Source organism: Nocardia sp. NPDC059228 (genome assembly GCF_042754245.1).
In the GTDB taxonomy this organism is placed as follows: domain Bacteria; phylum Actinomycetota; class Actinomycetes; order Mycobacteriales; family Mycobacteriaceae; genus Nocardia.
Map to the genome: position 1 here is coordinate 151,753 of NZ_JBHZAL010000007.1, position 14,253 is coordinate 166,005.

Here is a 14,253-nt window from a genome sequence, read left to right on the forward strand (position 1 = left end):
AGGGCGCGATTCCCGCCCTCGTTACCACACGTGTACACAAGACGAAACCGGCTCGCTTCCCCTGAAGGCGTGCCGGTTTCGTCGATGTACCGGTCAGGCCGGCAGGCCCAGACCGGTAGCCAGGACGGGCCACGACTTCTTCAGCGCGTCCTGCCAGTACCCCCACGAGTGGGTGCCGGTGGGCGTGAGGTCGTAGGTGGCCGGAATGCCGAGGCCGTCGAGCTTGGCCTTCAGGTTGTGGGTGCAGTAGTTGGTGGCGGCCTCGAGCGTGCCGCCCAGGGCCACCTGGTTCGCCCAGCCACCCGCGCCGGGCAGGGTGTGCGTGCCGCCGAGGGTGTCCCACTCGCCCGGCAGGCCGGAACCGCTGGAAATGAACATGTTCAGGCCGCGCAGCTGGTCGGCGTGCACGTAGGGATCGTTGGCGGCCCACATGGGATCGGCGTGCGGGCCGTACATGTTCGCGCTGTCGCCGCCGCCCGCGGCGACCACGGTATTGACCATGCTGTAGCCGAGCAGATCGCTGATCTGGGCGCAGCCGCTGTAGGCGGCCACCGACTGGTAGAGGCCGGGCGCGGCGATGGGCAGCTGCAGCACCGAGGTGCCCGCCATGGAAAGACCGGCAATGGCATTGCGGCCGTTGGTGTTCAGCGCCCGGTCGATGAGCGGCGGCAGTTCCTCGGTGAGGAAGGTCTTCCACTTGTTCACGCCCAGTGTGGGATCCGGCTCGCGCCAGTCGGTGTAGTAGCTGAAGCCGCCGCCGATCGGCTGCACCACGTTGACGTTCTTGTCGGACAGGAAGTTCAGGACGTCGGTCTGCTTCTGCCAGGTCGCGGAGTCGGTGCCGCCACCCGCGCCGTTGAGCAGGTACAGCACCGGGGTGGGCGCCGAGGTATCGGCGGCACGCTGCACATCGACCTCGATGTTCTTGTCCATGGCGGCCGAATAGACCTGCAGGTTCAGGGTGCGTGCGTCGGTGGCCTTGCTGGAGGCGATGCGAGAGCCGTCGGCGGAGGTGCCCGCGGAGTTCAGCGAGGCTCCCGGGTCGGCGGAGGCGACACTCGCGGCCACCGGTAGCAGAACGGTTGCGGTCAAGGCCAATACCGCGCTGCCCCAGGTCTTCGTTGAACGCACGCTTTCTCCTTCGGCAGTTTTCTCTGGCGTGACGAGTCGTTTGTGCAGGTGTCACGAATCAGTCCCCCACGGTGCCCACAGCCTCTTAGCAATTGCTGACTCGAAGCTGAGCTGCGCCTGAGAGGGTGGCGAGACCCCGGTCGGAGCCGGAAATCGGCGCGGGTGACTTCACTCACATCCACCGCTGACCGGGATCCACGCCACTGACGGGCGGCGGTCAGCGCACTGTCGGTGGGCTGTCAGCGCGGGTCGGCATCGTCATGGACACACCGGAGGCACCGGCCGGAACACCCGAGCCGGGCACGAACAGCCATCACCGAAAGGCAACACCATGTCCGAGAACGCGCACACCGATTCCGCCCTGACCGATTTCGTCGCGGCCACCGCCGCCGAGTACGGGATGCCCGGCATCGCCGTCGGCGTCCGGGTCGACGGGCGGGAGATCCACGCCAATGTCGGTGTGACCAGCACCGAGAACCCGGTGCCGATCACCGAGCATACGATCTTCGCGATCGGCTCGACCAGCAAGACCTTCACCGCCACCGCCCTGATGCGGCTGGTCGCGGCGGGCCGGGTGGATCTGGACGCGCCGGTGCGCACCTATGTGCCGGAGCTGGAGCTGATCGACGAGAAGTCCGCGGCGACGATCACCGTGCGGCAGCTGCTCAACCACACCGCCGGGCTGGAGTGGAACATCATCAACGACACCGGCGACGGTGCGGACGGGCTGGCCGCCTTCGTGGCCACGCTGGCCGAGCTGCCGCTGATCGGCGCGCCCGGCGAGCGGGCGTCCTACAGCCAGGCGGGGTTCAACCTGCTGGGCCGTCTCATCGAGAAGGTGACCGGGGAGTCGTTCGAAAAGATCGTCGCCGACACGGTGCTGGAGCCGGTGGGGCTGGCCGAGAGCTTCTACTTCGAGGGCGATGTCATGACCCGCCGCTTCGCCGTCGGGCACGAGCGGCAGCAGGACGGCGAGCTCGAGGTGTCGCGGGCCTGGAAGGGCAGCCGTGCCAACAACCCCGGTGGCGGGCTCGGATCCACGGTGTCGGATCTGTTGCGCTGGGGCCGATTCCACCTCGGTGACGGCCGCACCGACAGCGGCGCGCCGGTGCTGCCGGCCGAGCTGATGCGCCGGATGCAGCAGCCGACCGTCGAGCTGCGGGCCAGCACCCTCGCCGACGCCTTCGGCCTGTGCTGGATGCTGCGCGATGTGGACGGGGTCCGCACGGTCGGCCACGACGGTTCCGGCTTCGGCCAGTTCGCCAATTTCCAGCTGGTGCCCGAACGCGATTTCGCGGTGGTCGTGCTCTCGAACGCCAGCCCCGACGGCATCCCCGCCAACCAGGCCATCATCCGCTGGGCCCTGGAGCACTACCTGGGCGTCGTCGACCAGGACCCCAAGCCGGCCCCCTTCGACGCCGCGCGCGCCCCGGAACTGTTCGGCGTCTACGACATCGACGCCATGACCATGACCTGCTACGCCGACGGCGACCAGCTCTACCTCGACTGCAGGGTCAAGCCCGAAATCCGTGCCGCCGCCGGCGCCGAGATACCCCAGGACCACCCGCCCTTCCCCTTCGGCCTCCTTCCCGGCAGCGACGAATACGTCATCACCGACGGCTCTTTCAAGGGCCAGCGCGGCTACTTCACCCGCGACACCAACGGCGACATCACCGCCATCGACCTCGCGGGCCGCGTCTTCACCCGGGTCTCCTGACACCTCCGCACGAGAGGGCGCCCCCGATACCGGGCAGGCGTCCTCTCATTGGCGTGTCGAGAGCCGGCGGACAGCCGGTCGCCGAGTGCGTCCCGGCTCAAATCCGGGCGGGGCGGGCGCCGCGGCGGCGTGGCCGCATCTGGTGCAGGCGATACCAGGCCAGCGCGAGGAAGATCGCCGCCAGGCCGGCGACGACTCCCATATCGAGCAGCCACGTGCCGATGGTGTGTTTCCACAGCGGGTCGGGCCCGCCATTGTGCGGCGAGAGGGTGTCGAGGTCGATGCTGGCCGCCGCAGCGCCGTAGCCCCAACGGGATGGCGACAGGAAGGACAGCTGTTGCAGGACGGGCGTGCCGGGCAGCCGCACGAGCCCGCCGGTGAGCACCAGTTGCGCCATCGACAGCACGATCAGCAGCGGCAGTGTCTTTTCCGAGGTGTCCACCGCGGCCGACACCAGCAAGCCCAACGTCAGCGACGCGATGCCCAGCATCGCCATCGCCATGATCAACTCCAGCTGGACCGAGGTGAATATCCCCGTCGGCGGGAAAGTCTCACCGATGGTGCCGATCAGGAACAGCACCGCCGTCTGCAGGACGGTGATCACGCCCAAGACCAGCAGTTTCGACATCAAATAGACTCCGGCCGACAGTCCTGCCGCGCGTTCTCTGCGATAGATCGTCTGTTCCTTGACGATCTCGCGAATCGCGTTGCCGGTACCGATGAAGCAGGCACCGAATATCAAGATCATGAGCTTGGTCGAGGCATCGGTGTTGGTTCCCGGCGCCCCGGTGAAACCGGCGCCCGACGGCACCGCGGCGATCAGGCCGCCCAGCAGCAGCGGCATCGCGCAGAGCAACGCCAGATAACTGCGGTCCGAGGCGATCACCGCCAGATACCGCCGGCACAGCGTGCTGAGCTGGCTGAGCTTGGACTGCGGCGCGGGCGGCGGCGCCGGTGTGTGCACCTCCGCCGGTTCGATGTCGTCGGTCTCCCCGACAGCGACGTAGTTCTCGAAGCGCGGGGAGTTCCGGAACTCACCGGCCCAGTCGCGGTCCTCCTCCCGGTCGAATGCCTGGAACACCTCGGCCCAGGTGCGCTGCCCGAACTCCTGCAAGCCCTCTGCGGGCGGCCCGTAATAAGCAAGCTTGCCGCCGGGCACCAGCACCAGCAGGCGGTCACAGGAATCGAGATTCGCCACGCTGTGGGTGACGACGATGACGGTCCGCCCGTCGTGGGCGAGTTCGGACAGCATTTCCATGACCGTCTTGTCCAGGCCGGGATCCAGGCCGGAGGTCGGTTCGTCGAGGAACAACAGCGACGGTTTGGTCAGCAGTTCCAATGCGACGCTCACCCGTTTGCGTTGCCCGCCGGAGAGCCGATCGATGCGGGTGTCGGCGTGCCGCGACAAGCCGAGTTCGTCGAGGACTTCGTCGACTCGCTGCTCGCGCTCCTCGCTCTGCGTGTCACCGGGGAAGCGCAGCTCGGCCGCGTAGAGCAGGGCGCGTCGCGTCGCGAGCTCTTTGTGCAGGATGTCCTCCTGCGGAACCAACCCGATCCGGTGTCTCAGCTCGTCGTAATCGGTGTACAGGTCCCGTCCGTCGTAGCGGACGGTCCCCTCGGTCGCCGGCCGCAGCCCGGTGACCGCGCCCAACAGCGTCGACTTGCCCGCTCCGCTGGGTCCGATGACCCCGACGAGGGAGCGCTGCCCGATGGGGAAGGTCACGTCATCGAGCAGCACTTTGCCTTCCGGTGTCCGCACGATGAGGTTCTGGACACAGACCGAGATGTCACCGGTGTCGACGGACTCGCGCAGCTCATCGCCGACGAGCCGGTAGGTGGTGTGCCCCATGCCGATCAGGTCGGATTCGGACAGATCCGCGGTCTCGATCCGGTGGCCGTTGACGTAGGTGCCGTTGTGGCTGTCGAGGTCGACGACTCGATATTTGCCTTCGGCGATCACCTGTAGTTCGGCGTGGTGGCGAGAGACCATGAGGTCGGGCACGACGATGTCGTTGTCGGCGGCGCGCCCGATCCGGAGCGTGCCCGAGCCGATCCGTACCACCACGGTGGGCTGGGTAGCCCGAGGCGACGACCGTGACACTCGCCGGGGCAGGCCCGGCTCGAACTTGGTGACCGTGGTTTCATCGTCCAGGTCATAGCCAGGATTCGGGACGACCATCGTGTCCCCACCGAAATCGTCATCCGGCTCGGGCTCTGGCTCGGGTGATGCTTCCAGCGAGCAGGACAGCCGCGCACCATCTTTGGCATGCCCCAGCTTGAAGGTCTCGTCGTGGTCTATCAGCATCCGTTCGACGCGCTGACCGTCGAAGAAGGTGCCGTTCAGGCTGTGCGCATCCTCGATTTCCCAACCGTCCGATCCGCGCTCCAACACAGCATGCAGGGCCGAAACACGCGGATCGGTGACGACAATATCGGCGGTCGGATCACGGCCGATGTTGTATGCACCCCCGGCGCGTAGCCGATAGACGTGTTCTCGCGTCTGCACCACGAGAACGGACGACTCGGGGAATTCCGTGGAGGACCGCTCATCCGCCATAACGGGAGTATACGACCATGCCGAACTGTCGCGGTGAATGCTGATGGGTTTCGAGATACTAATCCGACAGAACCTGACACAAGATCGAAGCCGAATATTTCTCAATTTGTTTCATGTATTGAATTTTGTTATATCCCAGATGCGAGTTCACCGGCGCTTTTCGGCGCTCACATAGTGCGCCTGCTGCAAGAGGTCGAGCAATTCGGCGGGCATGTCGGTGATCGGGTGGCCGTATTCGGCGGCGAGGTCGACAGGGGCGGTGCTCTGGACCGACCAGCCGTGCCGTGCCAGCCAGTCGCCGGGAACAGCGCGGGCGTCGTCGTACCAGAGGTCGCTCACGTCCAGGTTCCCGAAGGGGTTGCTGCCGAAGAACTTCTCCTCCGTGTCTTCGAAGCGTTGCGGGTCCAAGCCGCGGCCGAAGTCGTCGGTGGCCACGCTGCTGCCGGGCGCGGACAGGGCGTCGATGCGTTCGAACAGGGCGTCGTGTGCCGAACCCGGCAGGAACGGCAACAGCCCCTCGGCCGACCATGCCGTCGGCCGCTCCGGATCGAATCCCGCGGCGGTGAGCGCAGCGGGCCAGTCGTCGCGCAGATCGACCGCCACCACGCGCCGATCGGCCTTGGCCACGGCACCGTGGTCGGCGAGAACCTGGTCCTTGAATTCCAGCACCCGGGGCTGATCGATCTCGAAGACGACCGTGCCCGCGGGCCAATCCAGCCGGTACGCGCGCACATCCAGACCCGATGCCAGGATCACCGCCTGCCGCACACCCTGCTGCCACGCCGTGGCGAAGAACTCGTCGAAGAACCTCGTCCGGACACCCATGAACCGCCCGAAGCGCGTCATGTTGCCCACCGACGCCGGGTCCTCCAGCATCTGGGTGAAGTGCGGTTCACCCGCCGCCTCGACGAACCACGCCGCGTAGTCGTCGCGGATCATCGGCTCGGGATCGATCGTCTCGAGTGCGCGAAACGTGGCGACGCCCAAGGCGGTCAGGCCCACGCTCGTCACGATGTCCCAGCTATCCCCGTCCATTCGCATCAAGGTCACCTCGTGGTGTCATCGATCGCCTGAACTATCTCGACCGGAGCCGACGCCCCGTTCCACCCGCTCGATTCTGCTCCCATACAGAACCTTTCGGCAACTAACTGGTTATCACGCTCTGGCCGAGTCGGTCGGGATGACCCGGGCATCAGCCGACGTCCTGAAGCAGCAGGTGCCGGGCGTTGAGCGGACCGTCCAGCTGCATCAGCTGTCCGCCCGCACGTAGACCACCGAGGTCCAGCCCGGCGAATCCGAACTCGTCCAGCAATCCGGCCACGGCGGCTTTCGCATCGGCATCGTCGCCCGCGTAGAAGATCACCTGCCGGCCTTCGGCATGCTGCGGGTCCGCGGCGATGAATGCGGCGAACAGGGTGTTGAACGCCTTCACGATCCGCGCGCCGGGAAGGCGCTCGGCGACCCACTCGCTGCCCGTGAGGTCACCGACGTCGTAGCGACCCCGCCAGGGGTTCGCCGCGGCGAACTGATTCGTGGTGTCGACGACGATCTTCCCGGACCAGTCGGTGAGCCCGGTCAGATCCGGCACGGCGAAGAACGGCACCGCGAGGAACACGAGTTCCGGCTGTGCCGCCTCCCCGGCTGTCACCGCGTGGGCCTTCGGCCCCAACTGCTCCACGACGGCCCGGAGCGTCTCCGTGCCCCGGCTGTTGCCGATGAGTACCTCATGGCCATGACGGACGGCCTTGTCGGCGACCGCCTGGCCGATATTTCCTGCTCCGAGAATGCCGATGGTGCTGTACGTGGTCATGGCGCTCATCCTCGATTGATGGTCAGCATCGCAGCCTGGTCGAGGCTGATGGACCGGTCGACGGCGGTCAGCTTCGCGGCTTCGGCCAGGACCGGTTCGGACCAGAAAAAGGTGCCGAGGGGAAGCAGGACCGTGCCGCCCGGACGGATGTGCGTGACGTCCGGCCCGACGGCCAGGACCGTGCCGGCTCCCCGAATTGGGTGAGTTGAACAGCGAGCATGGAAGTCAACTCCTCTGTCGTACGCGATGAAGAATGAGCTTGACTTTTGTAATGGACGGAGGATCGCTCCAGGGCCCCGGCGTCAATCGATCGGCGCCACCCGGATGGAGATTATCAGTTACGTCTCTACCAATTTCCTGATGCCGCAAGACGTAATTCACCGAGGGGCGGCGAGCTCTGGTGATCAGAATACAGCGTCCAGCGTTTGGAGAGTCGCGGGCCGACTTCTTGGTTTCGGTTACGGGGCAGGGGCGGCCTCTGTCGCGAGGCGGGCCAGGGCCTCTGGTCGAGGGAGGTCTGCGCCGAGGTGGTAGGCGTGGTGGTATTCGGTGTCGCCCAGCCGGTTTGTGAGGGTGGCGGTCAGGGCGGTGAGTTCGGGCTCGCCGTGGTCTGCGGTGCCGCGGATGACTTGGCCGAGGCCGAGGGCGGTGGCGGCGGCGGACGGGTTGTCTTCCAGGAGAAGGAGTTTCGCGAGGAGTTCGGCGGCGTGGGCTTGGGCCTGCGCGGTGGCGGCGGAATCGCCGTAGGTGAAGGCGCCTTCGATGGCGCGGGGCAGCAGGGCGCGGGCTGCGACGGGCGATCCCTCGGTGAGGCGGTTGCGAAGGCGGGCGACCGTTATGTGGTTGGCGGCCATGGCTTCCGGATAGGGCAGGTGGCGGAAGCGATGCTCGAGTTGGTCGAGTTCTCGGTCGGAGCGGGTGATATCGCCGGTGCGGCGGTGTAATTCGGCGCTGGTGAGGAGGATGACGGCGGCGAGGCGGGGGAAGCCCTGGTCGGCGGCGAGGCGCTGGGCGGCGTCGATGTCGCGGGCGGCTTCGGCGAGTTCGCCGGCGCGCATGCGTTCGTCGGCGAGGGCGGTGCGGGCGGCGACGATGTCGTCCTCGGTGCCGAGTTCGGAGGCGAGGGTGACGGCGCGGGCGTAGGCGGCGCGGGCCTGGTCGTGGTCGCCCCGCAGCGAATGGGCGCGGCCGACCGCGAGCAGCGCCATGCCCAGACCCCAGCGGTCGCCGACGATTTCGAAGCCGCGCAAGGCTTCCCGTCGCGCGACGGCCCCCTCGTGCAGGCGCCCCTGCCCTGTCAGGGCGATGTCGCGGGCGAGCTGCGCGCTGGCCCGCACCCACGGGTCCGGCCAGGTCAGCGCCTGTTCGAGCTGCCGCTCGGCCAGCTTCTCGTCGTCGGCGCGCGCCGCCAGGAGCGCCGTCCACAGTGGTACGGCCGCATGGAATTCCAGCCCGCCGGCCTGCACGCAGTCCTCGATGAGCGCGGTCAGCGAGCTCCCGGCGGGCGGCGAACCGGCCATCAGCGCGATCACTCGGAAGGCGGCCCGCGCGGCCGCCGGGAGCTCGTCCCCGAACCGCAGCACCGCATCGAGCGAGCTCTCGAACTGGCTGCTCATTCCCCGGATTCCCCAGTACCAGAACATCGCCCGCACGAGCCGCATCGCCGTCTCGGGGTCGGGGCTGGTACCGAGGGCGGTACGAAGTGCCGCAGCGAGGTTGGCGTGTTCGGCGTCTAAAAGGGCGATGGCTGTGAGCTGTTCGGTGCCGCGAAGGTGGGGTTCGGCGTGTTCGGCGAGGGTGAGGTAGTAGTCGGTGAAGGGCGGGATCAGGTCGTCGGGTGAGCGGGTGAGCTGGTCGGCGGCGTAGGCGCGGATGGTTTCGAGCATGCGGTAGCGCGGCGGGTCGTCGGGGGTGACGGTGACGAGGGATTTCTCGACCAGGGCGTCGAGGAGGTAGACGACGTCCTCGATGGGGAGGTCGCCGTCGGCGCAGATGGCTTCGACGGCCTCGGTGGTGGCGCCGCCGGGGAAGGCGGAAAGCCTTCGGGCCAGGATCTTTTCGGGTTCGTCGAGGAGGTCCCAGCTCCATTCGACCAGGGCGAGCAGGGTGCGCTGCCGGGGCAGGGCGGTGCGGCTGCCGGAGGTGAGCAGCCGGAAGCGGTCGCCGAGCCGCCGGGCGACCTGGTCGACACTCATGGCGCGCAGTTTGGCGGCGGCGAGTTCCAGCGCCAGTGGGAGACCGTCGAGTCGGCGGCAGATCTCCACCACGGGGGCGACGGTGGCGTCGTCGAGGGTGAAGCCGGGGCGGATGGCGGCGGCGCGGTCCGTGAACAGCCGCACGGCCGGTGCACTCCGGGCCACAACGGGATCCGCTGTCTCGGCCGGAACGCCGAGCGGTCCCAGGTGGCACAGCGCCTCGCCGGTGATGGCCAGGGGTTCCCGGCTGGTGGCCAGCACGCACAGCTGCGGCAGCCGATCCAGCAGCTGTTCGGCGAGGGCCGCGGCGGCCGCGATGACGTGCTCGCAGTTGTCGAGCACCAGCACCGCGGGCCCGACGTCCAGTAGTTCGGTCAGCCGGGCGGCCTTGTCCGGCCGCTCGGCGGAGTCGCTGTCGAGCGCCCCGGCCACCGCGTCCGCGAGCTGGTCGGGCGCGCCCAGTTCGGCCAGCGGTACGAAGAACACCGCCCCGGTGGCCCGCCGGTCCATGGCTTCCAGCGCGAGCCGGGTCTTGCCCGCTCCGCCGGGTCCGACAATGGTGACCAGCCGCGAATCCGCCAGCAGCCCGGCCAGTTCCGTGAGTTCCGCCTCGCGGCCGATGAATCCGGTCAGCCGTACCGGCAGCGTCCGCGTCACGGGTTCCCAACGCGGAGCGGGGATTTCGAGTTCGCCCCGGAGCAGCGCGAGGTGCGTGTCCCGCAGGGTGGCCCCCGGGTCGATGCCGAGTTCCTCGTCCAGCCGCTCCCGCATCTCCTCGTATACGGCCAGTGCGTCCGACTGCCGCCCCGCCGCCGCCAGCGCCCGCATGCGCAGCGCGGCCAGCCGCTCGCTGAGCGGATTGTCCGCTCCGGCGATCTCGAGATCGGTGAGCACATCGGCGTACCGGCCCAGCCGCAACTCGGCCTCGAACCGGTCTTCGGCCGCCGCGGCCCGCAGATCATCCAGCCTGGTCGCGGCGGCTTGGGCGAACGGTGCGTCCTGCACATCGCCGAGCGCGGGTCCGCGCCACAGTGCGAGGGCCTCGCCCAGCCGGCGGGTGGCGGCCTCCGCCCGCCCGGCGGCCAGGTCCTGACGGCCCTGCCGCACCAGGTCCTCGAACCGATCGGCGTCCAGCGTCACCCTGGGCAGCCGGTAGCCGCCGGTCCCGAATTCGACCGTGCCCACGCCGCGCAATGCCTTCCGCAGCCGGGACACCGCGGCCTGCAGCGCTCCGGCCGCCTCGGCGGGCGGCTCCTCACCCCAGAGCCCGTCGATGAGCGCGGTCACCGGCACGTCCCGCCCCGATTCCAGCGCCAGCCGCGCCAGCAGCATCCGCACCCGCACGCCGGGGATCTCCACCGGCGTCCCATCCTCCGCATGGACCCGAACGGGCCCGAGCACACCAACCTCCACTCCTCCGCCTCTCCGCGCCTTCAGCGGACAGCTGAGAGCCGCTATCTGTCGCGCACCCGTGCCGGCGGTTCGGCGCCGAACCACTTCTGGACGTGCCCGGTGAGTTACCCCGACCGGCACGAAATCAGCGGTCACGCTGGCATACGCAAATCCGATTACCCGTAAGGTAATCGACTCACGGCTCATCGTCGGGCACAGTCGATCTCATGACCGATACCGAGATCGCCACCGCTCCGACTGGCGCGCAGCTGTTCGCCACCATGCCGTTCACCGAGGGTCTGGGCGTCCAGGTCCTCGAATGCGGCCCGGAGCTGGTGCGCAGCCGCCTGGAGTGGCGCGAGAACCTGTGCACCCTGGGCGGATCGATGCACGGCGGCGCGCTCATGTCGCTCGCCGACGCCACCGCCGCGGTGTGCGCTTTCCTGAATCTGCCGGCGGGCAAGCAGGGCACGACCACGGTGGAGTCGAAGACGAACTTCCTGCGGGCCCTGCGCTCGGGTCACGCCACCGCCACGGCCCGTCCGCTGCACGCCGGGCGCAGCTTCATCGTGGTGGAGACCGAAATCCGGGACGACGCGGGCAAACTCGTCGCCAAGGTGACCCAGACCCAGGCGGTGCTGTAGTCGGGCATCCGCCTATCCGACGAGGATCGGCACCAGATACGTGCGCGCGAATTCCCCCAGCTCGTCCGGGGTTTCGAGGGTGGCCGCGCCGCCGCCGACGAGAATCAGCGAATGCACTATGCGGCAGCCGATTTCGGTGCGCGCGGCCAGATCGTCCGGGGCCTCGAACAGGCCCTGGGCGGCGGCCCGCTCCAGGATCTGGATGGTGGCCGCGACCGACATGGCGAAGGTGGTCGCGCCTTCGACGGTGAGTTTCACCAGGATTCGGTCCGGCTCGACCGCGAGCAGCCGCTCCACCAGCGGATGGGCCCGCCAGCGGGTGATGACGGTGACGAAGATGTCGGCAACCAGTCCGGGTAGGTCGTCGTGCCGGTCCGGCATGCTCGACAGTTCGGCCAGCAGGTTGCCGACCTCGCGGCTGACGACGGCCTGCACCAGGTCGTCGCGGGAGCCGAGCCGGCGGTAGACGGTCACCCGGTCGACGCCGGCCTGCTTGGCGACGTCCTCGATCGTCGTCTTCTTGACCCCGACCTTCTGGAACTGCACGAGTGCCGCGTCGAGAATGCGCGTCTCGATGTCATCGGCGGCATCCGTGCGGGTCAGCGGGTTTTTCGACGCGGTCGTCACCGGATCCACGCTAGCAGGCGCCACCCCCTATGCAACAATCTTGGACAATTTGTAGCTGCAACATTGCAATAGGATTTGTTGCGCTGTACGGTTCGATCATGGCTGACAAGGCTGGCGCGGCGCAGCGCCACTACCGCGACGAGGCGCACGCCATCTCCGCCCGCGATGTGCGGTTCGATTTCGATTCCGTTCCGCTGCACTACATTCCGGGCGAAGTCCTGGCAACCCACATTGTCGATGTCATGCACCTGGTGCTGCCGGAGGGCGAACGGGCCATGGCGCAGACGCTGGCGGAGGCCCTCCCCCACATCCACGACGAGCGGCTGCGGGAGGAGGTGACCGGGTTCATCGGGCAGGAGTCCATGCACGCCAGCAGTCACGAGGCGGCGCGCCGGCACCTGCAGTCCCTCGGGCTGGACGTCGACTCCTATGTCGATGCCATTGCCTGGCTCGTCGACCGGATTCTCGGCGATCACGGACTGAGCGGCCGGGCGCGGGAAGAGTGGCTCAAGGAGCGGCTGGGCCTGTTCGCCGGGATGGAGCACTACACGGCCGTCATCGGCGAATGGCTGCTCAATGCCGACATTCTGGAGGCCGAGGGCATGCATCCGGCCATGCTGGACCTGGTGCGCTGGCACGGGGCCGAGGAGGTCGAGCACCGCAGCGTGGTCTACGACGCGTACATGTACCTCGACGGCGGGTATCTGCGGAAGGCGCGCACCGCGGTACTGGCCAGCGCGACGCTGCTGCCGTTGTTCATCATTTCGGCCGGGTATCTGTACCGGAAGGATCCGTCGCCGCGGAAGGGCCGCTTCTGGGCGCGGCAGTTCCTGAGCGCGACGCGGCGCGGCGTGATTCCCAGCTGGACGGTGTTCTTCACCGAGATTCCGCGGTATCTGCGGCCGGGTTTCCACCCCTCGCAGCTGGGACCGATGGATGTGGCGTTGCGCTATCTCGCGCACTCTCCAGCGGCGCGGGCGGCTGCCGAGTGAGCCCGGAGGACAGCGTGAGCACGCGAATCCAATTGGGCGCCAGGAGCCGAACGGCCGCCCCGGCACGGGTCGGCCCGGCGCACCGGTCCGGCAGCCCGGACCAGGCGAGCGCGACCGGTCGGGCGCATGCGGTCGACCCCGTGGATGCGGGGACGATGCCCGCGAGCCTGCGGATGCTCGGCGGGATGATGGACGCCTACAAGCAGCTGTTCGTGAGCGGCCGCGCGGCACGGCTGCTGTCGCCGTCGAATCCGGTGCGCCGCAGTGGTTTCGAGTTGGCCACCGTCGTGGAGCGGCTGGAGCGGCCCGCGCCCGATGTGCTCGCGGTGGCGCTGCGGGCCCCGGACGGGCGGGACCTGCCGAGCTGGCGGCCCGGGGCGCACGTGGACGTGTTCCTGCCCTCGGGGCGGCAACGGCAGTACTCGCTGTGCGGAGATCCACGGGATCGGACGCGGTACCGGATCGCGGTGCGGCTGATCCCGGACGGCGAGGGCGGGTCGCGCGAGCTGCACGAGTCGCTGCGGGTCGGGGACCGCATGCGAATTCGCGGGCCGCGCAATGCTTTCACGCTGGTGGACGCGCCGTCGTATCTGTTCCTGGCGGGCGGGATCGGCATCACCCCGATCCTGCCGATGGTGCGGGCCGCCGGGTCGCGCGGGCGACTGGTGTACGCGGGGCGGTCGCGGGCGACGATGCCGTTCCTGGACGAGCTGCCCGACGCGGAGATACGGCCCGACGACGAGCTCGGACCACCCGACGTCGCCGCGATCATCGCGAGCGCGGCACCCGGTGCGGCCGTGTACGTGTGCGGTCCGCCCGCCATGCTGGCGGCGGCGCAGCGCTGCCGGTTCACGCTGGATCCGACGGGATCGCTGCACACGGAACGCTTTTCGGCGCCGCCCGTGGTCGACGGTCGAGCCTTCGACCTCACCCTGGCGCGCAGCGGCCGGACGGTCCGGGTCGGCGCGGAGGAGACGGCGCTCACGGCGGTGCGGCGGGTGCTGCCCGATGTGAACTACTCCTGCCGCCAGGGCTTCTGCGGCACCTGCAAGGTCGGGGTCCGCGCGGGCGACGTGGACCACCGCGACCGGCTGCTCACCGCGGCCGAGCGGGAGAACCGGATGTTGCTCTGCGTGTCCCGCGCCTGCGGTGACGCGCTCGTGCTCGATCTCTGAACGCGGGAACACT

10 protein-coding genes are annotated in these 14,253 nt (G+C 68.6%); 4 read left to right on the forward strand and 6 right to left on the reverse strand.

Features of this window, described 5'->3' with window-relative positions:
- Positions 1–93: 93 nt before the first annotated feature.
- Positions 94–1,131 carry an alpha/beta hydrolase gene (locus ACFXKA_RS14525; RefSeq protein ID WP_379427560.1) on the reverse strand — a complete coding sequence of 346 codons (1,038 nt, stop codon included), beginning with the start codon at positions 1,129–1,131 and terminating at the stop codon, positions 94–96.
- 331 nt (positions 1,132–1,462) lie between these two features.
- On the opposite strand from ACFXKA_RS14525, the gene ACFXKA_RS14530 reads away from it, so the two are divergent.
- Positions 1,463–2,848 (forward strand): serine hydrolase domain-containing protein, encoded by a 1,386-nt coding sequence (locus tag ACFXKA_RS14530; RefSeq protein WP_379427561.1) that lies wholly within the window; start codon positions 1,463–1,465, stop codon positions 2,846–2,848.
- A 97-nt stretch (positions 2,849–2,945) separates the two neighbouring features.
- Here the strand turns inward: ACFXKA_RS14530 and ACFXKA_RS14535 are convergent, their stop codons facing one another.
- From ACFXKA_RS14535 to ACFXKA_RS14550, 4 genes are all read right to left on the reverse strand, one after another.
- Positions 2,946–5,510, reverse strand: coding sequence for an FHA domain-containing protein (locus ACFXKA_RS14535; protein WP_379427562.1), 2,565 nt, complete (start codon positions 5,508–5,510; stop codon positions 2,946–2,948).
- Positions 5,511–5,552: 42 nt separating this feature from the next.
- On the reverse strand, positions 5,553–6,449 hold the full coding sequence (locus ACFXKA_RS14540) for a class I SAM-dependent methyltransferase (protein WP_379427651.1): 897 nt from the start codon (positions 6,447–6,449) through the stop codon (positions 5,553–5,555).
- Between the two features lie 148 nt (positions 6,450–6,597).
- Positions 6,598–7,215, reverse strand: a complete 618-nt coding sequence (locus ACFXKA_RS14545; RefSeq protein WP_379427563.1) for an NADPH-dependent F420 reductase — start codon at positions 7,213–7,215, stop codon at positions 6,598–6,600.
- Between the two features lie 458 nt (positions 7,216–7,673).
- Entirely contained in the window at positions 7,674–10,811 is a 3,138-nt protein-coding gene (locus ACFXKA_RS14550) for an ATP-binding protein (protein ID WP_379427564.1), read from the reverse strand.
- Positions 10,812–11,029: 218 nt separating this feature from the next.
- Here ACFXKA_RS14550 and ACFXKA_RS14555 point away from each other — a divergent pair, with 218 nt between their 5' ends.
- Positions 11,030–11,446, forward strand: coding sequence for a PaaI family thioesterase (locus ACFXKA_RS14555; protein WP_379427565.1), 417 nt, complete (start codon positions 11,030–11,032; stop codon positions 11,444–11,446).
- A gap of 12 nt (positions 11,447–11,458) precedes the next feature.
- On the opposite strand, the gene ACFXKA_RS14560 is transcribed toward ACFXKA_RS14555, so the two are convergent.
- Positions 11,459–12,073 (reverse strand): helix-turn-helix domain-containing protein, encoded by a 615-nt coding sequence (locus ACFXKA_RS14560; protein ID WP_354838144.1) that lies wholly within the window; start codon positions 12,071–12,073, stop codon positions 11,459–11,461.
- Between the two features lie 98 nt (positions 12,074–12,171).
- Between ACFXKA_RS14560 and ACFXKA_RS14565 the strand changes: the two genes are divergently transcribed.
- Both ACFXKA_RS14565 and ACFXKA_RS14570 read left to right on the forward strand, forming a co-directional pair.
- Complete coding sequence (locus tag ACFXKA_RS14565) at positions 12,172–13,065, forward strand: metal-dependent hydrolase (RefSeq protein WP_354838142.1); 894 nt, start codon at positions 12,172–12,174, stop codon at positions 13,063–13,065.
- Between the two features lie 155 nt (positions 13,066–13,220).
- Positions 13,221–14,240: a PDR/VanB family oxidoreductase gene (locus ACFXKA_RS14570; protein WP_379427652.1), complete on the forward strand. Its 1,020-nt coding sequence runs from the start codon at positions 13,221–13,223 to the stop codon at positions 14,238–14,240.
- Positions 14,241–14,253: the final 13 nt, after the last annotated feature.

What these genes read in the sequence shown, in the direction of transcription:
- ACFXKA_RS14530 (WP_379427561.1), top strand. Translation starts at nt 1,463, where the DNA reads ATGTCCGAGAACGCGCACACCGATTCCGCCCTGACCGATTTCGTCGCG.
- ACFXKA_RS14570 (WP_379427652.1), top strand. Translation starts at nt 13,221, where the DNA reads ATGCCCGCGAGCCTGCGGATGCTCGGCGGGATGATGGACGCCTACAAG.
- ACFXKA_RS14545 (WP_379427563.1), bottom strand. Translation starts at nt 7,215, where the DNA reads ATGACCACGTACAGCACCATCGGCATTCTCGGAGCAGGAAATATCGGC.
- ACFXKA_RS14555 (WP_379427565.1), top strand. Translation starts at nt 11,030, where the DNA reads ATGACCGATACCGAGATCGCCACCGCTCCGACTGGCGCGCAGCTGTTC.
- ACFXKA_RS14565 (WP_354838142.1), top strand. Translation starts at nt 12,172, where the DNA reads ATGGCTGACAAGGCTGGCGCGGCGCAGCGCCACTACCGCGACGAGGCG.